Source organism: Aquisalimonas lutea (assembly GCF_030409225.1).
In the GTDB taxonomy this organism is placed as follows: Bacteria; Pseudomonadota; Gammaproteobacteria; order Nitrococcales; family Aquisalimonadaceae; genus Aquisalimonas; species Aquisalimonas lutea.
Genome location: NZ_JAUFPK010000001.1, coordinates 113,596 through 136,841, shown reverse-complemented (window position 1 = coordinate 136,841; position 23,246 = coordinate 113,596). Strand labels below are relative to the sequence as shown.

The following is a 23,246-nucleotide window of genomic DNA, read 5'->3' as shown; positions in this document are numbered from 1 at the left end:
CGGGCGCACTGGCATGGCCGTCGCTGATCAGCAACTTGCACAATCCTGGCAGGGCCTCGGGGCCCTGCCGGAGATGGATGATCAGCAGTTTGCCCGCTGGGTGGACCTCCTGGAGCGGCGCACGGGCATGGCGATGCCCAGCGAGCGCAAGTCGTTCCTGGTCACCAGCGTCGGCCTGCGGATGCGCGAGATCGGGTTCGACGACTTCGACGCCTACTACCGGCACCTGGTCTCCGGGGTCGCCGGCAATCTCGAGTGGGCGGCCCTGGTTGACCGGCTGACGGTGCACGAGACGCGCTTCTTCCGGGATCCGTGCGCCGTGGCGTACGTCGTGGACCAGGTCCTGCCGCGGCTGGTGGCCGCCGGCAGCCGTGAGCTCAACCTCTGGAGCGTGGGCTGCGCCACCGGCGAGGAGGTCTACACGCTGGCCATGGCCGTCGCTGACGCGGTGAGCACCTACCCGGAGCCGCCGCATTTCGGCGTCACCGGCACGGACATCAGCCTGCACGCGCTGAGCGTCGGGCGGCACGGAACCTATGCCAGGCGGCGCATGCATGATATTCCGCAGGACAAGCGGGAGGCGTACTGCGAGGAGCTTCCCGGGGGGAATCGCTTCCGGGTCACGGGGGCGTTGCGGCGGCGCGTCGGGTTCGCGCAGATGAATGTCCTGGATGCGCCGCGTGCGCCCAGCCTGCGCATGGATGTGATCTATTGCCAGAACCTTCTCATCTATTTCGACCAGGAGCGGCGCCGGGCCATCGTGGACGGGCTGGCGCGGCATCTGCGGCCCGAGGGGACGCTTGTTCTGGGTGCCGGCGAGCTTGTTCGCGGGCCGCCCGAAGGGCTTGTACGGGCCCGGGAAGCGGGTGATGTGCTCGCCTTCCGGCGCCCCGTCCAGTGAACGTGGGTGCGACGAATGACCAGTGAGCGGTACAACGACACGAGCACCCTGGGATGGGTCCGCAAGGAGCTGGAGGAGACGCTCCAGCAGTCCGCCCAGGCACTCGAGGAATACGCCGAGGACCGCAGTGATCGCACGCAGCTGCGGTTCTGCATGACCTATCTGCACCAGGTCTACGGCACGTTGCAGATGCTCGAGCTCTACGGGCTGTCCATGCTCGTCGAGGAGATGGAGCACGTCCTCGACGGCCTGGTGAACGGCGATCTGGCGCAGCCGGGCGAGGGTGAAGAGACCCTGATGCGCGGCATTCTGTCCGTGTCCGACTACCTGGAGCGCATCCAGCAGGGCGAGCAGGACAGCGGCCTGCTGGTCCTGCCCCTTCTCAACGACCTGCGCGCCGCGCGCGGCGAGCCCCTGCTCACCGAGAGCACGCTGTTCGCGCCGAACCTCGACGCCGCCCAGCCCCGGCCGCGGCACGAGCGCAGCGAGGCCTCCATCGCGGGGCTGGCACGGCAGCACCGGCACCTGTACCAGCGCGCCCTGCTGGCCTATCTGCGCGGCCAGGCGGTGGAGCGCAGCCTCGAGCGCATGCAGACCGTTCTCGATCAGCTCGACGCCGCGGCCGGGGATGATCGCACCGGCGATCTCTGGTGGATTGCAGCCGGGGTCGTGGACGGTCTGCGCAACGGCGACCTGGAGGCCACGGCGGCGGTGAAGAGCCTGCTTGGCCAGGTGGACCGCCAGCTCAAGCAGGTGATCGATCACGGCGAGCAGGTGCTTGCCGAGAGCCCGCCCCGGGATCTGCTCAAGAACATGCTGTACTACGTCGGGCAGTCCGGGGCGAGTACCGAGCGCCTCGGTGCCATCCAGGAGCGTTTCTCCCTGGGGGCGTTGCTGCCCGATGCCGGCGAGCGGGCCCGCAACCAGGAAAACGGCGGCTACCGGCCGGGCTCGGACATCCTGCGCAGCGTCTCCGATGCCCTGCGCGAGGACATCACCGCGATCAAGGACGCCCTGGATCTCTACGTCCGCAGCGAGCAGCAGGAACCGGAGCGGCTCGGCGGCGTGGGCGACATGCTGCGGCGGGTCGCCGACACGCTGGGCATGCTGGGGCTCGGCGTCCCGCGCCGCGTAGTGCGGGAGCAGGTGGAGCGCGTCGAGCGGCTCGCCGGTGGTGGCGCCGCGGACGAGCAGGAGCTCATGGACTTCGCCCGGGCCCTGCTGTACGTGGAGTCCGCGCTGGAGGGGCTGACGGAGACCAACGAGCCCTCCGTGGGCGAAGCCGGCACCATGGAGCTGGGCGAGGAGACGGTGGCACTCCAGGACGACGACCTGTTCGACCTGGAATACCGGGCCGTCTACCAGACGGCGATCCGGGAGGCCGTCGCCGATATCGGCACCATCAAGGAAGCCCTGGTGGCGCTGATGGAACAGCGCGGCGAGGAGCCGCTCGCCGGCATGGAAACGCTTCTCCGTCGCCTCCAGGGTGCCCTGGAGATGCTGGACCTGCAGCGCGCCGGCGGACTGCTGGAAGCGGCCGGCCGCTGCATCCGCGAAGAGGTCATGGCGTCGCCGGAGCTGCCGGCCGAGGAGCGCATGGATGCCCTGGCGGATGCCATTACCAGCCTCGAGTACTACCTGGAGGCGGTGCTGGAGAACCGCAGCGGCCGCGAGACCATTCTCGATGTCGCCGAGAACAGCGTTCGCGTCCTCGGATATGACGGGGAAACCCCCGCGGAGGACCGGGCATCCACCGCCGACGCGGACGGGAACTCGACGTCGGAGACCGGCGACGGCGATGTCGCCGCCGACGACGCCTCGCGGGATGCCGAAGCCCGGGAACCGGATGCGGAGACGGGTTCGGCGGAGGACGGGCACGGCGGCGAGGCCTCGCCGGCTCCTGCCGCCGCGGAGGGCACGCCCGCTCCCGCCGCGCCGGGGCGCACCGGCGCGAGCGGCGGCGTGGACCTGCAGGTTCCGGTGGCGGCGGACGAGCTGGACCCGGAGATCCTCGAGATCTTCCTGGAAGAAGTCGACGAATGCCTGGAGACCATCCACGACGCGTATCCGCGCTGGCGGGCCAACCCCGAGGAGCAGGAGCCGCTGATCACGGTCCGGCGGATGTTCCACACCCTCAAGGGCAGCGGGCGGCTGGCGGGCGCCCTGTTGCTCGGCGAGCTCGCCTGGTCGGTAGAGCGGCTTCTCAACCGGATCATCGACGGCCACGTGACCCCGGTTTCCGACGTGTTCACCCTCATGGACGACACGCTGGCCGCTATCCCGCAGCTCGTGCGCGAGCTCCAGGGCGGCGAGCCGCCGGTTGCCGACGTGCGCGGGCTCATGCGCGAGGCGGTGCGCCTGGCGGACGGGCAGCCGGCGCCCGATCCGGAGCCTCCCCCGGAACCGGATCAGGACCCGTCCGAGGCCTCCGGAGCCGGGGCGGCGGACGACCACGGCGATGCCGCGACCGAGGCCTCCGGGGGCGAGCCCCCGGAGGCCTCGGTGGACTCGGTGCTCCCGACGGCGGACATGGAAGGGACAACGGAACCCGGCGCCGTGCCGGAGACCGCAGAAGAGGAGATCCCTGACGAGGCGGCGGTAGCGGAGTCCGACACCGGTGCCGAGGCTGCGGACCTCGGGCCCGCCCCGGTCGGTGCGCCGGAAGAAGACGCCGACGATGACGACGGGGAACGATCCTGGCGCGGGGAGACCGCCCAGGACGAGGACGAAGCCGGGGCGCCGTCGCCGGGAATGGATCCCACCCTCTACGAGATCTTCCGCAACGAGACCGACGACCATCTGCGGACGGTGCACGCGTTCCTGGCGCATGCCGAGGCCAGCGGCGACGGCACCGTGACCGACGATCTCCTGCGCGGGCTCCATACCCTGAGCGGCAGCGCACGGATGGCCGATGTCCAGGCCGTGGCCGCACTGGCGCGGGACCTGGAGCTGCTCGCCGCAAGCCGGCGCGACGAGGATCGCCCCCTGGAGGCACGGGAGCGCGATGTCGTCGCCCGCGGCGCCGAGCAGCTGGAGGCCATGGTGCAGGCGCTGGGGGAGGGGACGGCGCTGCCGGATGCCGACGGGCTTCACGGCGAAATTGCCGAGCTGGCGGAGCTCGGCGACAGCGCCCCGGACACCACCTCCGGCGGCGCCGAGCCCGATGCGCCGGAGGATACGGCGGCGGACCGGGGGGCCGGGGAGGCGAGCCAGGAAGCCGAGATCGACCCGGATCTGGTCGAGCTGTTCCTGGAGGAGGCCGACGATATCCTGCGCTTCATGGACGAGACCATGGAGCGCCTGGAGGACGATCCGGCGCACGAAGGGGCGCTGGCCGAGATGCAGCGCTCCCTGCACACCCTGAAGGGCGGTGCCCGGCTGGCGCGCTTCGACGGCGTTGCCGGTGTCTGCCACGCCCTGGAACAGCGGGTGGCCGACCTGGAGCATGGCCAGCTCGCGGCGGACGACGAGGTCCTCGCCGCCGTGCGCGACGGTTACGACCAGCTTCAGGGCATGGTGGCCCTTGCCCGGGAGCAGGGCGACAGCGGCGACGCCGCGGCGACCGTGGAGCGGTTGCAGGCACTGCGGCCGGAATCCGGTCATCCGGCGCCCGCGGCCGCCGAGGCGGACCCCCCGGAAGAGGGCGACAGCGAGCTTCGCGAGGTCTTCGTCGACGAGGCGGCGGAGCTCCTCCAGAACATCGAGGCCGCCCAGCAGGCCTGGGTGGATGCCCCGGAAGAGACCGACCGGATCCATGACCTGGAGCGGGCCCTGCACACGCTCAAGGGCGGCGCCCGCATGGCCGGGTACACGCCGGTGGCCAATCTGAGCCACGCCCTGGAGAGCCTGCTGGTGCAGCTCCGCGATGCCGGCACGGTGCCGGACGCCGGCCTGTTCGAGCTCCTGGAGCGCTGCCACGACCGGCTGCATCTCATGCGCGAGCATGCCGTACAGGGCCAGCGCCTGGCCGAGGCCGAGGACCTGCTGGCAGCGCTGCGGCAATGGCAGCAGGGGGAGGCGCCGGGGGCACCGGATACCGGCGACACGGATTCCGCCCCGGCCGAGCGTCCCGCCGACGGCGCCGCCGGCGACCAGCCGGGCGCGGCCGCGAGCGAGACCGCCTCGCCGAGCGGCGGCGACCAGATCCGGGTGCGGGCCGACCTGCTGGACAACCTCGTCAACTATGCCGGCGAGGTCAGCATCTACCGGGCCCGGCTGGACCAGCAGGTGGGGGCCTTCCGGTTCAACCTCACCGAGCTGGACCAGACCGTGCAGCGACTGCGCGACCAGTTGCGGACCCTGGAGATCGAGACCGAGGCCCAGATTCTCTATCGTCACGAGCGCGCCGCCGAGGACGGCGGGGTCTCCGCAGCGGACGCCCCGGATGGCGACGAGCAGTTCGATCCGCTGGAGCTGGACCGGTATTCCCGCATGCAGGAGCTCTCCCGGGGCCTGGGGGAGTCCGTGAACGACCTGGCCAGCATCGAGTCGCTGCTGGACAACCTGGCGCGGGAGTCGGAGACATTGCTGCTGCAGCAGTCGCGGGTCAACACCGAGCTCCAGGACGGGCTCATGCGCACCCGCATGGTTCCCTTCGCCAGCCTCGTCCCGCGGCTGCGCCGGGTGGTCCGGCAGACGGCCGCCGAGCTCGGCCGCGAGGCGCGTATCCGGGTGCACGGCGCCCAGGGCGAGATGGACCGGACCGTGCTCGACCGCATCGTTGCGCCCCTGGAGCACATGCTGCGCAACGCCGTGGCGCACGGGATCGAGACGCCGGAGCAGCGGCGCGCGGCCGGCAAGCCCGACGCGGGGCAGATCGAGCTGACCCTGGATCGCGAAGGCGCCGACATCGTGCTGCGCGTCTCCGACGACGGCAGCGGCATGGACCTGGATGCCATCCGGCGCAAGGCCCGGGAGCGCGGCCTCCTCCGGGACGAGCGCGAGCCCACGGACCGCGAGGTCATGCAGTTCGTCATGGAGCAGGGCTTCAGCACGGCCCATGAGGTGACCCAGGTCGCCGGCCGCGGCGTGGGCATGGACGTGGTCAACGCCGAGATCAAGCAGCTGGGCGGCTCCCTGGACATCGATTCCGAGCGCGGCCGCGGCACGCGCTTCGTGGTGCGGCTGCCCTTTACGCTGGCCATGAACCAGGCGCTGCTGTGCACCGCCGGCGACCAGGCGTACGCCATCCCCCTGACCAGCATCGACGGCGTGGTCCGCATCACCCGCGACCAGATGGAGACCTACCTGGCGCGGGAGGACGAAGCCCTGTACCACTATGCCGGCCAGGACTACGAGATCACGTCGCTGTCGGTGATCCTCGGCGAGGGCGAGCCCAACCTGGCCGGGCAGGGCACCCGGGTACCCCTGGTGCTGCTGCAGAGCGGCGATCACCGCCTGGCGCTGCAGGTCGACGGCCTGATCGGCTCCCGGGAGATCGTGGTGAAGTCCGTCGGGCCGCAGATCAGCAATGTCCCCGGGATCTACGGCGCCACCATCCTGGCCGACGGGCGCGTGGTGTTCATCCTGGAGATGAGCGCCCTGATGCGCCAGGGCGTCGCGGAGGCCGCCCCGGGCGACGAGGCCCTGCCCGCGGCCGCGGCGGACGAGGACGCCGAGCAGGCCCAGCCCGAGCCCCTGGTCATGGTGGTGGATGACTCCATCACCATGCGCAAGGTCGCCTCGCGGCTGCTGGAGCGCAACCACATGCAGGTCATCACCGCGAACGACGGTGTCGACGCCGTGGCCAAGCTCCAGGAGCATGTCCCGGACGCCATGCTGCTGGATATCGAAATGCCGCGCATGGACGGTTATGAGCTCGCTACGCACATGCGCAACGACGAACGCCTGCAGCATGTGCCGATCATCATGATTACCTCGCGCACGGGCGAGAAGCACCGGGCGCGGGCGCTGGATATCGGCGTGGACCGCTACCTGGGCAAGCCGTACCAGGAGTCGGAGCTGCTGGGCAACCTGGACGAGGTGCTGACGCAGGGTCATGGGGGCCACTGACACATCCGCCCAAACCCGTCGGGCCCCCGTTCGCGTGGGACTGATCGGTACCCCGGGGCCGTCCCGGCAGGCGCTGCGGGACGGCCTGGAGAGGTACGGGCTTGCGGTCGCCGTCGAGGATGACCTGCACGGCTTTCTGGGCGCCGGCGGCCGGGAGCCCGTACAGGTCATGCTCGTGGACCTGCACGCCATGGACGACCACGGGCTGGATGCCCTGCCGGATCTTCTCGCCCTGGAGGGACTGCCCCCGGTGCTGTTCAACGAGGATGCACCGGCGGAGCACGAGAACGTCTGGATGCGGCGCCTGGCGGGCAAGCTGGCCGCCATTGCGACCCCCGATGCCGGCGGTGTCGAGCCCGCGGAGCCGGAGCCGCCGCAGGCGCCCGACTACTGGGTCCTGGGGGCTTCGTTCGGCGGGCCCGAGGCGGTGAAGCGGTTCCTGGAATCGATCCCGGAGGTGCCGGACGCCGCGTTCCTCCTGGTCCAGCATATCGGTGACGGCTTCGTGGATCTGCTCTCGGCGCAGCTCAACCGGTCGACGCCGTTCCAGGTCCTGCCCCTGGTCTCCGGCGCGATCCTGCGCCCGGGGCACGTCCACGTCATGCCCGTTGACCGGAGGCTCCGGCTGACCGAGGATCACCGTGTCATGCTGGAGCCGGATCCGGTGGGCGATCGCTCGTACAGCCCCTGCATCGACGCGGCCATGGCGGAGATGGCCCGGGGGTTCGGGCCGCGCGCGGCGGCGATCGTTTTCAGCGGCATGGGCGACGACGGTGCCGAGGGAGCGCGGGCCATCGCCGACGCCGGCGGCGAGGTCTGGGCCCAGGACGCCGGCAGCTGCGCCATCAGCAGCATGCCGGACAGTGCGGCGGAAACCGGTGTTGTCAGCCGCCGCGGCAGCCCGGAAGAGCTGGCCCGGGCCATGGTGCAGTACCTGCGCGCTGCGGCCCCGCTGTAGAACGGGGCGCGAAGCCCGCCGCGGCGCGGGCGAAGACCATCAACGAGGACGAAGCGGTATGCCGGAACAAGAGGACGCCATCCGTAGCCTGTTGCTGCCCCTGGAGGACGACAATCTCCTCCTGCCCGGGACCGTGGTCGCCGAGGTGGTGGGGTATGTCCCGCCGGAACCGGCGGGTGACGGCGCCCCGGACTGGCTGCTGGGCTCCATCGACTGGCGCGGCCAGCGGGTGCCGTGCGTCGCCTTTGAATCCCTGGACGGACAGTCCCTGCCGGAGGGCGCCGGTGCGCGGGCCCGGCTGGTCGTGCTCAAGGCCGTGGGCGAGGACCCGACCTTGCCGTACATCGCCGTGCGTACCCGGAGTATCCCGCGGCTGATCAATGTCGAGCGGGAAGGGCTGGAGATCAGGGACGAGGAAGCGCCGCCGCAAGGGATCCAGCAGGCGGTTCTGGCCCACGGCGAGCCGGCGCTGATCCCCGATCTGGCCGCGGTGGAGGGCTGGATCCGCGGTGCCCTGCACCACTGACAGCCGCTGTGCGCATCCCCCGCATTCACCTCCCCGGGCCGCTCGCGGAAGGGGCGGAATATACCCTGGAAGGGGCGGCCGCGAACCATCTCCGGGTGCTGCGCCTGCGGCCCGGCCACGAGCTGGTGATCTTCGACGGTGCCGGCACCAGCTACCGCGCCGTGCTGGTGGCGCTGGAGCGGCGCCGCGGGACGGTGCGCCTGGAGGCGCCGGTGAGCGAGGGCGCGGAATCCCCCCTGCGGACGACCCTGGTCCAGGGCATCAGCAAGGGCGACCGCATGGACTGGACCATCCAGAAGGCCGTGGAGCTCGGCGTCCAGGCCATCGTGCCGGTGATCACCGCACGCAGCGTGGTCAATACCGAGCCCGGACGGCTGCGCAAGAAGCTCGGGCACTGGCACGGCGTCGCCGTCAGCGCGTGTGAGCAATGCGGACGCAACGTCATCCCCGAGCTCCGCGAGCCGGTGTCCCTGGGCCAGTGCTGGGCTGCCCTGCCCGAGGGGCCGCGTCTTTTCCTGGACCCGGAGGGCGGCGAGCGCATCCGCGCGCTGCAGTTGCCGGAGGCGGCCGCATGCACGCTGCTGGTCGGCCCGGAAGGCGGTCTCAACAGTGACGAGGTGACGGCCGCGCGTGCACACGGCTTCCAGCCCGTGCGCATGGGGCCGCGCGTGCTGCGCACGGAAACCGCCGGCATTGTCGCCCTGACCGCCCTGCAGACACTCCGGGGCGATCTCGGCTAGAAACGGAATCGCCCCCGGGAGCCGGGCTCCGCGGGGGCGATGGTTGCAACGGCGCGGCGGCTCAGTCCGCCTGCGCCATCTTCTGGCTGAGCCCCAGGTTGTTCCAGATGGCCTCGGACGCCTTGGCCTGGTTCAGCGTATAGAAGTGCAGGCCGGGCGCGCCGGCGTCCAGGAGCTCGGAGCACATCTGCGTGACCACGTCCACGCCGAAGGCCTGCATGGACTCCTTGTCGCCGTTGGCGTCGTAGGCCTCCAGGCGCTTGCGCAGCCAGCGCGGGATGTCGGCCCCGCACATGTCGGAGAAGCGCGCCAGCTGCTGGAAGTTCACGATGGGCATGATGCCCGGCACGATGGGAATGTTTACCCCCATCTTCTCGCAGCTCTCCACGAACCGGTAGTACCCTTCCGGCGCAAAGAAGTACTGGGTCATGGCGCTGTCGGCACCGGCCTCGACCTTGCGCTTGAAGTTCTCCAGATCCGCGAAGGCGTTCCGGGCTTCCGGGTGGATTTCCGGGTAGCAGCCCACCTCGATGTGGAAATGGTCACCGTGCTCCTGGCGGATGAATTCCACCAGCTCGTTGGCGTACTTGAAGTGGCCCGGCCCGCCGCCGGTGCCGGACGGCATGTCGCCGCGCAGCGCGACGATGTTGCGGATGCCGTTGTCGCGGTAGCGGCCCAGCAGCTCGCGGATGCTGTCCGGCGTCGCGTCGATGCAGGACAGGTGCGGCGCGACGTCGATGCCGGAACGCTTCTGGATGTCGACGACGGTCTCGAAGGTCCGCTCGCGCGTGGAACCACCCGCGCCGAACGTCACCGAGAACAGGCGCGGACCCAGCGCCTGCAGGCGCTCCCGGGTCTTGCGCAGCCGCTCCTCCCCCTCCTCGTTCTTGGGCGGGAAGAACTCGAAACTGAAAACCGGCGAGTGTTTCTTCTGGGATTCCATAATCACCCCCGTATCGCGGGAATCGCCGGTGGGCGCGGCCGGTCGCCGGCCCACCGGGACGGGTCGCGCCGGCGGGCCCGGAGGCCCGCCCGTGCAACCCGGGGACTGAAAGGCGTCGCTCAGTACCGGTAGGTATCCGGCTTGAACGGGCCGTTCACGTCCAGGCCGAGATAGTCGGCCTGCTCCTGGGTCAGCTGGGTGAGCTTGGCGCCCAGCTTCTTCAGGTGCAGCTCGGCGACCTTCTCGTCCAGATGCTTCGGCAGTACGTAGACCTTCTTCTCGTACTTGTCGAGGTTCTGGGCGAGCTCGATCTGGGCGAGCACCTGGTTGGTGAACGAGTTGGACATCACGAAGCTCGGATGGCCCGTGGCGCAGCCCAGGTTGATCAGGCGGCCCTCGGCCAGCAGCAGGATCTTGTTGCCGCTGGGCAGGGTGATGTGATCGACCTGGGGCTTGATGTTGTCCCACTCGTACTTGCGCAGGCTGGCGACATCGATCTCGTTGTCGAAGTGGCCGATGTTGCACACGATGGTGTTGTGCTTCATGCGCACCATGTGGTCATGGGTGATGACCTGGTAGTTGCCGGTGGCGGTGACGAAGATGTCCGCCTTGTCGGCCGCATCGTCCATGGTGACCACCTGGTAGCCTTCCATCATGGCCTGCAGGGCGCAGATCGGATCGATCTCGGTGATCCACACCGTGGCGCCCATGGCCTTGAGGCTCTGGGCGGAGCCCTTGCCGACGTCGCCGAAGCCGCAGACCACGGCGATCTTGCCGGCGATCATGACGTCGGTGGCGCGCTTGAGGCCGTCCACCAGGGACTCGCGGCAGCCGTACAGATTGTCGAACTTCGACTTGGTCACCGAGTCGTTGACGTTGATGGCCGGGAACGGCAGCGAGCCTTCCTTTTCCATCTTCAGCAGGCTGGCGACGCCGGTGGTGGTCTCCTCGGAGACGCCACGGATCTGCTCCAGCTGCTTGGTGTACCAGCCGTGGTTGGACTCCAGCCGCGCCTTGATGGCCGTGAACAGCGCCTTTTCCTCCTCGCTGCCCGGGCTGTCCAGGAAGGACGGATCCTTCTCGGCCTTGGAGCCGACGGTCAGCAGCGTGGTCGCGTCGCCGCCGTCATCGAGGATGGTGTTGGCACCGCCGTCGAAATCGAAGATGCGGTGGATGTACTCCCAGTACTCGTCCAGGGTCTCGCCCTTGTAGGCGAACACCGGCACGCCGCGCTTGGCGATGGCCGCGGCGGCATGGTCCTGGGTGGAGTAGATGTTGCAGGAGGCCCAGCGCACCTCGGCGCCCAGCTCCACCAGTGCCTCGATGAGCACGGCGGTCTGGATGGTCATGTGCAGGGAACCCGCGATGCGCATGCCCTTGAGGGGCTGCTTGGCGCGGTATTCCTCGCGCACGGACATCAGGCCCGGCATTTCCGTTTCCGCGATCTCGATCTCCTTGCGACCCCAGTCGGCAAGGCCGATATCACGGACGATATAATCGTTCTGACTCTCTACGACAGCATTCATTGGTGCTGGCTCCGATTGTTTCCATAGCGCCGTTGGTATGAGTAGGCATCCGGCTGAGCCTGGCAGGCGCAGTGCCTGTTGCAGCGCTCCTCAGCCGGACGGCCGGCCGCACGGCGGCCGGCGACCCCTGGCGATGCCTGCCGGGCACCGCCGCATGGCATGGTGCCGATCACGGGGACGCACGCGAGCAGCGTTTCGTTCCCCGCGACCAGCGGACCGCGTCGGCTCAGAGGCCGGCGGCGTCCTTCAGGGCCGCGGCCTTGTCGGTCCGCTCCCAGGTGAAGTCCGCATCCTCGCGGCCGAAGTGGCCGTAGGCCGCGGTCTTGGAGTAGATCGGGCGCAGCAGGTCCAGCGTGTTGACGATGCCGAACGGACGCAGGTCGAACTGGTCGCGCACGATCTTCTCGATCTTGGACTCCTCGATCTTGGCCGTGCCGAAGGTCTCCACCATCACGGAGGTGGGCTCGGCCACGCCGATGGCGTAGGACAGCTGCACCTCGCACTTGCTCGCTAGGCCGGCCGCGACCACGTTCTTGGCCACGTAGCGCGCGGCGTAGGCGGCGGAACGGTCCACCTTGGACGGGTCCTTGCCGGAGAAGGCACCGCCGCCGTGGCGGGCCATGCCGCCGTAGGTGTCGACGATGATCTTGCGCCCGGTCAGGCCGCAGTCGCCCATCGGCCCGCCGACCACGAAGCGCCCGGTCGGGTTGATGTGGAACTTGGTGTTGTTGTCGATCCACTGGCTCGGCAGCACCGGCTTGATGATCTCTTCCATCACCGCCTCGTGGATCTCGTTGTCACTGACGTCGTCGGAGTGCTGGGTGGACAGCACCACGGCATCCACGCCCACGGCGCGGTCGTCCTCGTAGCGCAGGGTGACCTGGCTCTTGGCGTCCGGCCGCAGCCACTTGAGCTTGCCGTTGGCCAGCAGGTTGGCCTGCTGCTCCACCAGGCGGTGGGCATAGTTGATGGCCGCCGGCATGTAGACATCGGTCTCGTCGCAGGCGTAGCCGAACATGATGCCCTGGTCGCCGGCGCCCTGCTCCTCGGGGAGCTTGCGCTCGACGCCCTGGTTGATGTCCGGGGACTGCTTGCCCAGCGCGTTGATGAACGCGCAGGTGTCGGCGTCGAAGCCCATGTCGGAGGACGTGTAGCCGATGCGCTTGGTGGTGGCGCGGGCGATGTCCTCGAACGGCACGTTGGCCGTGGTCTTGAGCTCGCCGGCGAGCATGATCATGCCGGTGGTGGTCAGCGTCTCGCAGGCCACCTTGGCCTTGGGATCCTGCTCCAGGATGGCGTCCAGCACCGCGTCGGAAATCTGGTCCGCCATCTTGTCCGGATGGCCGGCGGAGACGGACTCCGAGGTAAACATGTAGGACTTGCTCATGGGTACTCCTTTTTTCGTGTCGAGATTCAGGAAGCCGGTTGCCGATCGCGTGCCCGCCGTGCCGGCGGCACGCGATCCATCCGGCGCTGATCAGGCCTTGCGGAAGCGGAAGATGCCCCAGGCCAGGTAGCCATTGTTGCCGCCATTGACCCAGTGCTGAAGCCCCTGCTTCATGCGCTCGATGTACTCGCGGGAGATGATGCCTTCAAGGCTGTCCTCGCGCGACTTGGTCTCCTCGAGCACACGGCCGTAATGGCGCGGCAGCTGATGGGAGTGATCCTCGAACCCGATCTCCTCCAGCCCGGCCTCCTTGGTGGTGCGCCGGTAGAACCCCGGGGACCCGAGGGTCTCCAGGTGGATGCGGTCGAGGATGGGCTGCAGCACGCCCTCCGGGCAGTCGTCGGTCTGCATGGGATCGGTGAAGATCAGCACGCCGCCGGGCTTGAGCACCCGCGCCGCCTCGTGGATGACCTTCTCGCGATCGCCGCTGTGCAGGAACGAGTCCTGGGACCAGACCACGTCGAAGTGGTTGTCCGGGTACGGCACCTCCTCGAAGCTGGCGTCCAGCACCTCGATGAGGTGGTCCAGGTTGACCGCCTTGTTCATCTCGCGGTCGCGCTCGTTCTCCACCTCGGAGAGGTTCAGCGCCACCACCGGGCAGCCGAACGTCTGCGCCAGGTAGCGGGCGGTACCGCCGTAGCCCGCACCCAGGTCCAGGATCCGGTGCTCCGGGGTGAGCTCGCCGAGCAGGTCCGCCATGTGGGCGACCGTGCGGCGGCTGGCATCGGCGATGGGCTCCTCGTCGCTCTCGTAGAGGCCCACGTGGATGTCCTCGCCGCCCCAGACCGTGTGGTAGAAGCGATCCGCGTCGTCGCTGTTGTAGTACTCGCGCGCCGTGGCGACGGCGCCGGTGTAGTTGGTGTTACTCATTCGTCCGCCTCCTGGTAGCTCTTCTCGGCGATGTGGATGAAGAAGTCCGGCTCGGTCTCCCGGAACGTCTCCTTGAAGTCGCCGTAGGTCTCGATGTGCTGGAAGCCCACCTCCCGCATGAGCCGGCGCGTGTAGGCCTTGCGCAGCGGGAACATGTTCAGGTGGTACACGGACTTGTCCGGGAACTCGTAGCGGAAACGGGTCAGGCCCGGGTCCACGTACTCCGGATACACCGAGATGTCATCACCGCAATAATAGTAGGTATGCTTGCTGGAGTAGCCGTGATCCAGGATCGAGTCGTAGTTGCGCTGGTCCAGGATCAGGATGCCGTCGTGGTTGAGGGCGGAGTAGAACTCGGCCAGCGCCTTGCGGCGATCGTTCTCGTTGAAAAGGTGGGTGAAGGAGTTGCCGAGACAGATCACGGCGTCGTAGCGGCCGTGGATGTCCCGGTTCAGCCAGCGCCAGTCGGCCAGGGCGGTGCGCAGGACATGATCGCGCTGGTAGCCGTTCTCGAACGCCTTGGCCAGCATCTCGGCGCTGCCGTCGGTGCTGACCACGTCGAAGCCGGCCTCGATCAGGCGTACCGAGTGGAACCCCGTGCCGCAGGCCACGTCCAGGATCCGCTTGACGCCGCGCTCCTTGAGCGTCTGGATGAAGAAGTCACCCTCGCTCTCGGCCCGGCTGTCCCAGTCGATCAGCTCGTCCCACTTGTCAACGAAACCCTGGTTGTACTCGTTCACGTAGTGATCGGTGTCGCGGCATTCCTCGGGTCGGCTCCCGAACGCCTGGTCTGTTGCTGTCGAAGACATAATCGTACCTCCCACCGTCCAGTATTCGTGCAGCCCGGCGCCCGGATCGGCCGCCACAGAATGCACGCCTCTCCGGTTTGCCCCCGGAAAGGATGCACGTCTGCGACGCGCGACCCTGGGTCGACGCCGGACAGCTGCACTGTCGCAATGCAGAATGCACTGGTGGTGTGCAGTCTGCTGCCTGTCTGCGGGGCTCCGCGTTACTGAAGCCAACCGCACTCGAAAACTATTGCTTTTTTGGCTGCAGAGAAGGATGAGGAAACCTGGTGATGCAGGTCATCCAGCTCCAGCAGCCCGAAGGAGACGCAACGTCGCTGCCTTGCCAGCGCGGTGCGTGAATTCCCGCGTACGGGTCGTCCGGTCGATCGTTATGACGAGCGCCTGTACGCGGCGAAGGGCGATCTTATTGGTCCAGTTCCTTTCGGTCTGGCTCTCCGTGAACAACTACGACCCTACAAGCTACCGTGTTCTGACAAGATTTCAACCGTTGATCGGTTCCGTTCACGGAATCGTCATGGCGGCGAGGCCGTCGCGGCCGGCGCCGGCGCCGGCCGCGTCGCCTTGCCCGCATGCGCATATTTCGAGACAATTCACGGCTTTCAGGCTGGCCGGAATCGCCGCGCCGGTTTTCATCGCATGCAATCCGGAGACCACCATCGATGCCATCCCGTCGTGAACGAGCCAACGCCCTCCGCGCCCTGAGCATGGACGCCGTGCAGCAGGCAAAGTCGGGCCATCCGGGTGCACCCATGGGCATGGCGGATATCGCCGAGGTCCTCTGGAACGACTACATGCGCCACAACCCGGCCAACCCGGGGTGGTGGAACCGTGACCGGTTCGTGCTCTCCAACGGGCACGGCTCCATGCTGCTGTACGGGCTGCTGCACCTGACGGGCTACGACATGCAGGTCGACGATCTGCGCAACTTCCGGCAGCTGCACTCGCGCACGCCGGGGCACCCGGAGTACGGCTACACGCCGGGGGTGGAGACCACCACCGGCCCCCTGGGCCAGGGGCTGGCCAATGCCGTGGGCATGGCCCTGGCGGAGAAGGTGCTGGCCGCGCAGTTCAACCGGCCCGGCCATACCCTGGTGGATCACCATACCTACTGCTTCGTCGGCGACGGCTGCCTCATGGAGGGGATCTCCCACGAGGCGTGCTCCCTGGCCGGTACCCTCGGCCTGGGCAAGCTGGTGGTGTTCTATGATGACAACGGCATCTCCATCGACGGCAAGGTGGAAGGCTGGTTCACCGACGACACGCCGGCGCGCTTCCGGGCCTACGGCTGGCACGTGGTCGCCGATGTCGACGGCCACGACAGCGCGGCGGTGGACGCCGCCATCCGCGAAGCCCGCGACGTCACCGACCGGCCCACGCTGATCTGCTGCAAGACGGTGATCGGCTTCGGCGCCCCGAACGCCTGCGGCACCCATGGTGTCCACGGCGCGCCGCTGGGCGAGGACGAGATCCGCGCCACCCGCGAGTTTCTCAAGTGGGATCATGCCCCCTTCGAGCTGCCGCCGGCCGTCTATCATGACTGGGACGCCCGCGATCGCGGTGCCGCCGCCGAGGCGCAGTGGCAGGAGGCGCTGGCGGACTACCGCCGCGCCCATCCGGAGCTGGCCGAGGAGTTCGAGCGCCGCATGCGCGGCGACCTGCCGGCGACCTTCGCCGAGCACGCCGACGAGCTGCTGCACAAGGCCGCGGCCGCGGGCGACGAGGTGGCCAGCCGCAAGGCCTCGCAGCAGGCCCTGGAGGGCTTCGGCCCGTACCTGCCCGAGCTCATCGGCGGCTCCGCGGACCTCACCGGCTCGAACAACACCAAGTGGTCCGGTTCCACGCCGGTCACCGCCGAGGACGGCGACGGCAACTACATCTTCTACGGCGTGCGCGAGTTCGCCATGACCGCCATCCAGAGCGGGCTGGCCCTGCACGGCGGTTTCGTCCCCTACGGCGGCACCTTCCTGGTGTTCTCCGACTACGCCCGCAACGCGGTGCGCATGGCGTCGCTGATGGGGCAGCGGAACATCCTCGTCTACACCCACGACTCCATCGGGCTGGGCGAGGACGGCCCCACCCACCAGCCGGTGGAGCAGCTGCCGAGCCTGCGCATGATCCCCGGGTTCAGCCTCTGGCGGCCGTGCGATGCCGTGGAGACCGTGGCCGCCTGGCGCGCCGCCATCGAGCGCCGCGACGGGCCGACGGCCCTGGTGCTGAGCCGCCAGGGCCTCCCGCACCAGGAGCGCGACGGCGAGCAGCTCGCCGCCATCCGGCGCGGCGGCTATATCCTGCGCGACTGCGACGGTGAGCCGGAGCTGATCCTCATCGCCACCGGCGCGGAGGTGGCCCTGGCCACGGGCGCCTGGGAGCAGCTGCGCGCCGACGGTGTCGCCGCCCGGGTGGTGTCGATGCCGTCCGTGGACGTGTTCGAGCAGCAGGATGCCGGCTACCAGGAAGCGGTGCTGCCGCCGGCGTGCACGCGCCGGGTCGCCGTCGAGGCCGCGGCAGCGGAGTACTGGTACCGCTTCGTCGGGCCGCGCGGACGCGTGATCGGCATGACCGGCTTCGGCGAATCGGCGCCGGCCGGGGACCTGTTCCGGCACTTCGGCTTTACCGTCGACAACGTGCTCGCCGAGGCACGACGCGTGCTCGAGGGCTGACATGCCGCGCCTCGCCATCAACGGCTACGGCCGCATCGGCCGGTGCGTCCTGCGGGCCCTGTACGAGCGGGGCCTGGATGCGGACATGCCGGTGGTCGCGATCAACGAGCCGGCGAGCCTTGAGGGCATGGCCCACCTCACGCGCTTCGATTCCACCCACGGGATCTTTCCCGGCACCGTGGCCGCCGCGGACGGTGAGCTGCGGATCAACGAGCAGCCCATCGCGGTCACCCATGCATCGGATCCGGCCGCGCTGGACTGGCGCAAGCAACGGGTGGACCTGGTGCTGGACTGCTCGGGCCGTTTTTCCCGCCGTTCCGAAGCCGAGGCGCACCTGACGGCGGGGGCGCCCCGGGTACTGATGTCCCACCCCATGGCCGATGCCTCGGACGTGGACCTGACCGTCATCCTCGGCGTCAACCATGAGGACCTCGGCGCGGAGCAGCGGCTGGTGTCCAATGCGTCCTGCAGTACCAACTGCCTGCTGCCGGTGCTGCAGCAGGTGCACGGGCGCTACGGCATCGAGGCGGCCAGCGTGACCACGATCCACTCGGTGATGAACGATCAGCCCCTGGTGGACGGCTACCACGACGCGGACCTGCGCCGCACGCGCTCGGCGCTGACGTCCATGGTTCCCGTGGCCACCGGGCTGGCCCGGGGAATCGAGCGCTTCATGCCGGAGATGAGCGGCCGGCTGCACGCGCAGCACGTGCGGGTGCCGACACTCAACGTCTCCGCCATGGACGTCAACGTCCAGCTCCGCGAGCCGGCGACCGCCGATGCCGTCAACCGCCTGCTGGCCGCGGCGTGCGAACGCGAGCTGGCGGGCATTCTCGGCTACAGCGAGGAGGCCCACGCCTCCTGTGATTTCAACCACGATCCCCGCTCCGGTATCGTCGACGGCACCCAGACGCGGGTCAGCGGCCGGCTGGCGCACCTGATGCTGTGGTTCGACAACGAGTGGGGGTTCGCCAACCGCATGGTGGACGTCGCCGCCCGCTGGCTCGGCCGCGCGGCGTGATGCCGGGGGGGAGCGCCCGGCGCGGCGCGTCAGGACGAGGCAATGAAGAGGAGCTGACAATGGCCGTTGAGCGCATGACGGACCTGGATCTGGCCGGCAAGCGGGTGCTGATCCGCCAGGATCTCAACGTCCCGGTGGATGACCAGGGCCGGGTGACCGATGACACGCGGCTGCGCGCGTCCCTGGAGACCCTGCGCACGGCGCTGGCCGCCGGCGCGCGGGTGATGGTGATGAGCCACCTGGGACGGCCGCAGGAGGGCGTGCCGGATCCGGCGTCGTCGCTGGCGCCGGTGGCCGAGCGGCTGGGCGAGCTGCTGGGCCAGCCGGTGCGCCTGGAGGCCGACTGGCTCGACGGCGTGACGCTGCACGACGGCGAGCTGGTGCTGTGCGAGAACGTGCGCTTCAACGCCGGCGAGACCGCCGACGACGAGGCCCTGGCGCGGCGCATGGCCGCCCTGTGCGACGTCTTCGTCATGGACGCCTTCGGTACCGCCCACCGGGCCCAGGCGTCCACCCACGGCGTGGCGCGGTTCGCGCCGGTGGCCTGCGCCGGGCCGCTGCTGGCGGCGGAGCTGGACGCCCTGAGCAAGGCGCTGGAAGCCCCCGACCGGCCCATGACCGCCATCGTGGGCGGCTCCAAGGTTTCCACCAAGCTGACCGTGCTGGAGTCGCTGAGCGGCGTCGTGGACCAGCTCATCGTCGGCGGCGGCATCGCCAACACGTTCATCGCGGCGGCGGGCCATCCCGTGGGGGCGTCGCTGTACGAGGCGGATCTGGTGGACGAGGCGAAGCGGCTCATGGACGCCGCGCGCTCCAAGGGTGCCGAGATCCCGGTGCCCACGGACGTGGTGACCGCCCCGCGCTTCGCCGGGGACGCCGAGGCCACCACCAAGCGCGTCGAGGAGGTCGGACCCGAGGACCTGATCCTGGACATCGGCCCCGAGACGGCGGCGCGCTATGCAGAGTTGCTGGAGCAGGCCGGCACCATCGTCTGGAACGGGCCCGTGGGCGTGTTCGAGTTCGAGCAGTTCGGTGCCGGCACGCGCCGCGTCGCTGAGGCCATCGCCGCCAGCGACGCCTTCTCCATCGCCGGCGGCGGCGACACCCTGGCCGCCGTGGCCCGCTACGGCGTGGCCGATCGCCTGTCCTACATCTCCACCGGCGGCGGCGCATTCCTGGAGTTCCTGGAAGGCAGGACCCTGCCGGCGGTGGCCATTCTGGAACAGCGGGCCCGGGGCTGAGCGCTGTAGGAGCAACGTGAGTTGCGACGTTCCAGAGAGCCCGACGCCCTGCAAGATCGCGGCTGAAGCCGCTCCTACACGGCTTCGGTGAGGCAAGCTGCAAGATCCTGTGGGAGAGGCTTCAGCCTCGACTTTCCAGAGCATCAGGTTCTCTAAAAGGTCGCGACTCACGTCGCTCCTACCGGCTGTCTTCGGGGCGTTGCCGCGGCTGCCAGGGAATTCCCTAGGACACCAGCAGGCGCTCGGCTTCCCGGTACTTGTCCGCGGTGCGCCGGATGACGGTCTCCGGCAGGTGCGGTCCCGGGGCCGTCTTGTCCCAGTCCAGGGTCTCCAGGTAGTCCCGCACGTACTGCTTGTCGAAGCTCGGCGGTGATGTGCCCACGCGGTATTCCGCGGCCGGCCAGAAGCGTGACGAGTCCGGCGTGAGCGCCTCGTCGATGAGGGTCAGCCGGTCGTCGGCGTCCAGGCCGAACTCGAACTTGGTATCCGCGATGATGATGCCCCGGGGGGCCGCGTAGGCGGCGGCGCGCCGGTAAAGCTCCAGCGCCGTGTCGCGTACCTGCGCGGCCAGGTCGTGACCGAGGCTCGCCGCGGTGGCCTCGAAGGCGACGTTCTCGTCGTGATCGCCGACCTCCGCCTTGGTGGACGGGGTGTAGATGGGTTCCGGGAGCTGCTCGGCCTGTTGCAGCCCCGTGGGCAGCGGAATGCCGCACACGGCACCGTTGTTCCGGTAGTCCTGCCAGCCCGAGCCGCTCAGGTACCCCCGGACGATGGCCTCCACCGGCAGGGCCCGGAGCCGCCGCACCACCGTGGCGCGCCCGGCGATCTGGGCCCGGTCGTCGGCGTCCGGCACAGCGCGCTCCAGCGGCATGGCGGCGACGTGGTTGGCGATGACATCGCCCAGGTGCCGGAACCAGAAATCGGACACGCGGGTCAGGACCTCGCCCTTGCCGGGCACGGGATCCGGCAGCACCACGTCGAAGGCGGACAGGCGGTCGGTGGTGACGATGAGCAGGTGATCGTCGTCCACGGCATAGATGTCGCGCACCTTGCCGCGCTGGACCAGCGGCAGGCTCGTCAGCTCGCTCTGGTAGAGGCTCGCGGGGGGCTGGGTCATGGCGCCGATTCCTTCAATGATCGAAGGCCGACGATCATACCGGAAGGCCCTTCCCGGGTGGTAAGGGGCGTGCCCTCAGCGGATGGCCTGGTAGGCCTTCAGCGCCTCCTTCCGGGTGGCGGCGAGATCCACCACGGGCTCCGGGTAGGTGCGGCCGGGCTGCACCCCGGCCTCACGGAGCTCGGCCGCCGGCGTCCGCCACGGGGCATGGATGTGCTTAGCGGGCAGGGCCGCCAGCTCCGGGACCCAGTGCCGCACGTAGGCGCCGTCCGGGTCGAAACGCTCGCCCTGGCGTACCGGATTGAAGATGCGGAAGTACGGGGCGGCGTCGGCGCCGCAGCCCTGGATCCACTGCCAGCCCATGCTGTTGCTGGCCAGGTCGGCGTCCACCAGCGTGTCCCAGAACCAGCGCTCGCCCTCCTGCCAGGGAATGCGCAGGTTCTTGGTGAGCAGCGAGCCCACCACCATGCGCAGCCGATTGTGCATCCAGCCGGTGGTCCACAGCTCGCGCATGCCCGCGTCGACGATGGGGATGCCGGTGCGCCCGGCCTGCCAGGCACGCAGGAGGTCGGCTTGATCCGCGCGCCAGGGGAACGCCCGGAAACGGGTGTCCAGCGGCTCGTCCGGCATCGACGGGCAGTGGAACAGCAGGTGGTGGGCGAACTCCCGCCAGGCGATCTCGCCCAGGAATGCTCCGGCGCCGTCGTCGTGGATGCGCCCGCGCACGGCGGCGTGGATCTGCCGCGGGCCGACCTCGCCGAAGTGCAGCGGTGCGGACAGGCCGGACGTCCCGCTTTGCGCCGGCACGTCCCGGTTTTCGGCATACGCTTCCAGGCGCTCGCCGACGAACTGCTCCAGGCGGCGCCGGGCGCCTTCTTCACCCGGTGTCCAGCGCGCGCGCAGGCCCCGGTCCCAGGGCACTGCGGGGAGCAGGCCGAGGTCGTCGACGGTCGCGGACCGCGGGATCGTGTGGGCCGGCTCCAGGTGCGGAATGTCCAGCGGCGCCGGGGGATCGCCCGCGCCCTCCAGAGCCCGGTGGAAGGGGGTGAAGGCCCTGTAGTGGCCGCCGTCGCGCTTGCGGATCTCCCAGGGCTCGAAGAGCAGCGCGGCGTTGTAGCTCTCCGCGGCGACACCGTCCGCGCGCAGGGCCTGCTTGATGGTCCGGTCCCGGGTGATCACGGCGGGCTCGTAGAGCCGGTTCCAGACGATGCGCCGGGCGCCGGTGTCGGCGACGAGGCCACGCAGGGCGGCCAGTGTCGCCTCCGCCTGGATGACGATCAGCGGCAGGCCCCGCGCGCGCAGGCGGGCCGCGAGGGCGTGGAGGCTGTGATGAAGCCACCAGCGGCTCGCCGCTCCGGGCTGCCAGGGGGCTTCCTCGTGGGGGGCGTGGATGTAGACCGGCAGCACCGGGCCGCCCTCGGCCGCCGCGGCCAGCGCCGGGTTGTCCGCCAGGCGCAGGTCCCGACGGAACCAGACCAGCGTCGGCCTCATGCAGTGGCCCACCCCGGGGCGTGATAGCGGGTGTCCACGCCCGTGAGGATGTCGCGGCTGTCTCCGGGTACGGGGATGAACGGGCCCGTCTGCCCGTCCGGGGAGCGGGCGGCGGGGCCCGCCAGGAAGATCGGGAACTCGGTGCTGTCCGGCGCGGCCGCGACGGCTTCCTCGGCCGCCTGTCCACTCCACAGGAGGATCGCCTCGGCCCCGCTGTCCCGCGCCGCCGCCTCCAGCTGCTGCACGGGCAGATCGCCCAGCAGCAGGGTGACCCGGTAGTCGCGATCGACGGCCTCGCAGGCCAGCAGCAGAAGGGCAACGGGGTCCGGCGCTGCGCCCAGGGACGCCAGGAGCAGCCGAGGGCCGGACGTACGCGGGCTGCGATGGCGCAGCCGGGTGCCGAGGACGGTGCTCAGCCAGCCGCTCAGGAAGGCGTCCTGGGCGGTCCGGGCATCCGGCTCGCGGGAGCCGGCGAACTGGCGGTACAGCGGCTCGATCAGGTGGTGGCGGACCCGGGATGCGGGGAACAGCGAGTGCGCTTCCTGGAGGACGTCGTCGAGGCCGTGCTCGTCGAAGACGCTGGCCGAGGTGCGCATGCGTGCCAGAAAGCTGCTCCAGACGCTGTCATCCGGTTCCGCCCGGGCCGGCTCCGCGGCGCCGGACTGCGCTCCGGGCTCGCCCTCGTCGAGCACCTGGCGGGCCTGGCTGATGGGGATGCCGCGCTCCAGCAGGACCAGGACCTGGCGGATGCGGTCGATGTCGCGCTCCGTGTACAGGCGGTGCCCCTTGGGGGTGCGCTGGGGCCGGATGATGCCGTAGCGGCGCTCCCATGCACGCAGTGTCACCGGGTTGACGCCGGTCATGGCCGCAATGGTTCGTATTGGATACAGACCCTTGCTCAAGGCTTGCACTCCCTTGGGTCGCCGCCGTGGTGGCCGTTGTATAGTTATTGTATCAGTTTATCATCGCTGGATTCCCGGGCCG

Annotated in this window: 17 protein-coding genes and 1 riboswitch; of the genes, 8 read left to right on the top strand and 9 right to left on the bottom strand. The window is 69.6% G+C overall.

Features of this window, described 5'->3' with window-relative positions:
- The first annotated feature begins 13 nt into the window (after positions 1 to 13).
- The 5 genes from QWY84_RS00620 to QWY84_RS00600 are packed head-to-tail and all read left to right on the top strand — an operon-like array spanning position 14 to position 9,137.
- Positions 14 to 901, top strand: coding sequence for a CheR family methyltransferase (locus QWY84_RS00620; RefSeq protein WP_290200453.1), 888 nt, complete (start codon positions 14 to 16; stop codon positions 899 to 901).
- A gap of 15 nt (positions 902 to 916) precedes the next feature.
- Entirely contained in the window at positions 917 to 6,913 is a 5,997-nt protein-coding gene (locus tag QWY84_RS00615; RefSeq protein ID WP_290200452.1) for an Hpt domain-containing protein, read from the top strand.
- 34 nt (positions 6,914 to 6,947) lie between these two features.
- Positions 6,948 to 7,871 (top strand): chemotaxis protein CheB, encoded by a 924-nt coding sequence (locus QWY84_RS00610; RefSeq protein ID WP_290200451.1) that lies wholly within the window; start codon positions 6,948 to 6,950, stop codon positions 7,869 to 7,871.
- 58 nt (positions 7,872 to 7,929) lie between these two features.
- Positions 7,930 to 8,397 (top strand): chemotaxis protein CheW, encoded by a 468-nt coding sequence (locus QWY84_RS00605; protein ID WP_290200450.1) that lies wholly within the window; start codon positions 7,930 to 7,932, stop codon positions 8,395 to 8,397.
- An 8-nt stretch (positions 8,398 to 8,405) separates the two neighbouring features.
- Positions 8,406 to 9,137 carry a 16S rRNA (uracil(1498)-N(3))-methyltransferase gene (locus tag QWY84_RS00600; RefSeq protein ID WP_290200449.1) on the top strand — a complete coding sequence of 244 codons (732 nt, stop codon included), beginning with the start codon at positions 8,406 to 8,408 and terminating at the stop codon, positions 9,135 to 9,137.
- A 61-nt stretch (positions 9,138 to 9,198) separates the two neighbouring features.
- Here QWY84_RS00600 and metF read toward each other — a convergent pair whose 3' ends face one another.
- From metF to QWY84_RS00570, 6 genes are all read right to left on the bottom strand, one after another.
- Complete coding sequence (gene metF / locus QWY84_RS00595) at positions 9,199 to 10,080, bottom strand: methylenetetrahydrofolate reductase [NAD(P)H] (protein ID WP_290200448.1); 882 nt, start codon at positions 10,078 to 10,080, stop codon at positions 9,199 to 9,201.
- A 119-nt stretch (positions 10,081 to 10,199) separates the two neighbouring features.
- Complete coding sequence (ahcY, locus tag QWY84_RS00590) at positions 10,200 to 11,606, bottom strand: adenosylhomocysteinase (RefSeq protein ID WP_290200446.1); 1,407 nt, start codon at positions 11,604 to 11,606, stop codon at positions 10,200 to 10,202.
- 17 nt (positions 11,607 to 11,623) lie between these two features.
- Positions 11,624 to 11,704: riboswitch (S-adenosyl-L-homocysteine riboswitch) on the bottom strand.
- 128 nt (positions 11,705 to 11,832) lie between these two features.
- Entirely contained in the window at positions 11,833 to 12,993 is a 1,161-nt protein-coding gene (metK, locus tag QWY84_RS00585) for a methionine adenosyltransferase (RefSeq protein WP_290200445.1), read from the bottom strand.
- A 90-nt stretch (positions 12,994 to 13,083) separates the two neighbouring features.
- On the bottom strand, positions 13,084 to 13,923 hold the full coding sequence (locus QWY84_RS00580; RefSeq protein ID WP_290200444.1) for an SAM-dependent methyltransferase: 840 nt from the start codon (positions 13,921 to 13,923) through the stop codon (positions 13,084 to 13,086).
- Positions 13,920 to 14,732: a glycine/sarcosine N-methyltransferase gene (locus QWY84_RS00575; RefSeq protein ID WP_290200443.1), complete on the bottom strand. Its 813-nt coding sequence runs from the start codon at positions 14,730 to 14,732 to the stop codon at positions 13,920 to 13,922. Before QWY84_RS00575 ends, QWY84_RS00580 begins: the two co-directional genes overlap by 4 nt.
- A gap of 501 nt (positions 14,733 to 15,233) precedes the next feature.
- Positions 15,234 to 15,389 (bottom strand): hypothetical protein, encoded by a 156-nt coding sequence (locus QWY84_RS00570; RefSeq protein ID WP_290200442.1) that lies wholly within the window; start codon positions 15,387 to 15,389, stop codon positions 15,234 to 15,236.
- A 2-nt stretch (positions 15,390 to 15,391) separates the two neighbouring features.
- On the opposite strand from QWY84_RS00570, the gene tkt reads away from it, so the two are divergent.
- The 3 genes from tkt to QWY84_RS00555 are packed head-to-tail and all read left to right on the top strand — an operon-like array spanning position 15,392 to position 19,654.
- On the top strand, positions 15,392 to 17,392 hold the full coding sequence (gene tkt, locus QWY84_RS00565; protein ID WP_290200441.1) for a transketolase: 2,001 nt from the start codon (positions 15,392 to 15,394) through the stop codon (positions 17,390 to 17,392).
- A gap of 1 nt (position 17,393) precedes the next feature.
- Positions 17,394 to 18,413 (top strand): type I glyceraldehyde-3-phosphate dehydrogenase, encoded by a 1,020-nt coding sequence (locus QWY84_RS00560; protein ID WP_290200440.1) that lies wholly within the window; start codon positions 17,394 to 17,396, stop codon positions 18,411 to 18,413.
- Between the two features lie 59 nt (positions 18,414 to 18,472).
- A complete protein-coding gene (locus tag QWY84_RS00555) occupies positions 18,473 to 19,654 on the top strand; it encodes a phosphoglycerate kinase (RefSeq protein ID WP_290200439.1) in 1,182 nt (393 codons plus the stop codon).
- Between the two features lie 223 nt (positions 19,655 to 19,877).
- On the opposite strand, the gene QWY84_RS00550 is transcribed toward QWY84_RS00555, so the two are convergent.
- The 3 genes from QWY84_RS00550 to QWY84_RS00540 form a co-directional block, all read right to left on the bottom strand.
- On the bottom strand, positions 19,878 to 20,771 hold the full coding sequence (locus tag QWY84_RS00550; RefSeq protein ID WP_290200438.1) for a phosphoribosylaminoimidazolesuccinocarboxamide synthase: 894 nt from the start codon (positions 20,769 to 20,771) through the stop codon (positions 19,878 to 19,880).
- A gap of 75 nt (positions 20,772 to 20,846) precedes the next feature.
- A complete protein-coding gene (locus tag QWY84_RS00545; RefSeq protein ID WP_290200436.1) occupies positions 20,847 to 22,262 on the bottom strand; it encodes a cryptochrome/photolyase family protein in 1,416 nt (471 codons plus the stop codon).
- Entirely contained in the window at positions 22,259 to 23,164 is a 906-nt protein-coding gene (locus QWY84_RS00540; protein ID WP_290200434.1) for a MerR family transcriptional regulator, read from the bottom strand. The genes QWY84_RS00545 and QWY84_RS00540 overlap by 4 nt, the downstream gene beginning before the upstream one ends.
- Between the last annotated feature and the right edge of the window lie 82 nt (positions 23,165 to 23,246).

Excerpts from the sequence above, each read along its gene's own strand:
- QWY84_RS00620 (WP_290200453.1), top strand. The coding sequence starts at position 14 with ATGGCCGTCGCTGATCAGCAACTTGCACAATCCTGGCAGGGCCTCGGG.
- QWY84_RS00615 (WP_290200452.1), top strand. The coding sequence starts at position 917 with ATGACCAGTGAGCGGTACAACGACACGAGCACCCTGGGATGGGTCCGC.
- QWY84_RS00605 (WP_290200450.1), top strand. The coding sequence starts at position 7,930 with ATGCCGGAACAAGAGGACGCCATCCGTAGCCTGTTGCTGCCCCTGGAG.
- metF (WP_290200448.1), bottom strand. The coding sequence starts at position 10,080 with ATGGAATCCCAGAAGAAACACTCGCCGGTTTTCAGTTTCGAGTTCTTC.
- ahcY (WP_290200446.1), bottom strand. The coding sequence starts at position 11,606 with ATGAATGCTGTCGTAGAGAGTCAGAACGATTATATCGTCCGTGATATC.
- metK (WP_290200445.1), bottom strand. The coding sequence starts at position 12,993 with ATGAGCAAGTCCTACATGTTTACCTCGGAGTCCGTCTCCGCCGGCCAT.
- QWY84_RS00580 (WP_290200444.1), bottom strand. The coding sequence starts at position 13,923 with ATGAGTAACACCAACTACACCGGCGCCGTCGCCACGGCGCGCGAGTAC.
- QWY84_RS00575 (WP_290200443.1), bottom strand. The coding sequence starts at position 14,732 with ATGTCTTCGACAGCAACAGACCAGGCGTTCGGGAGCCGACCCGAGGAA.
- QWY84_RS00570 (WP_290200442.1), bottom strand. The coding sequence starts at position 15,389 with ATGGTGGTCTCCGGATTGCATGCGATGAAAACCGGCGCGGCGATTCCG.
- tkt (WP_290200441.1), top strand. The coding sequence starts at position 15,392 with ATGCCATCCCGTCGTGAACGAGCCAACGCCCTCCGCGCCCTGAGCATG.
- QWY84_RS00560 (WP_290200440.1), top strand. The coding sequence starts at position 17,394 with ATGCCGCGCCTCGCCATCAACGGCTACGGCCGCATCGGCCGGTGCGTC.
- QWY84_RS00555 (WP_290200439.1), top strand. The coding sequence starts at position 18,473 with ATGGCCGTTGAGCGCATGACGGACCTGGATCTGGCCGGCAAGCGGGTG.
- QWY84_RS00550 (WP_290200438.1), bottom strand. The coding sequence starts at position 20,771 with ATGACCCAGCCCCCCGCGAGCCTCTACCAGAGCGAGCTGACGAGCCTG.
- QWY84_RS00545 (WP_290200436.1), bottom strand. The coding sequence starts at position 22,262 with ATGAGGCCGACGCTGGTCTGGTTCCGTCGGGACCTGCGCCTGGCGGAC.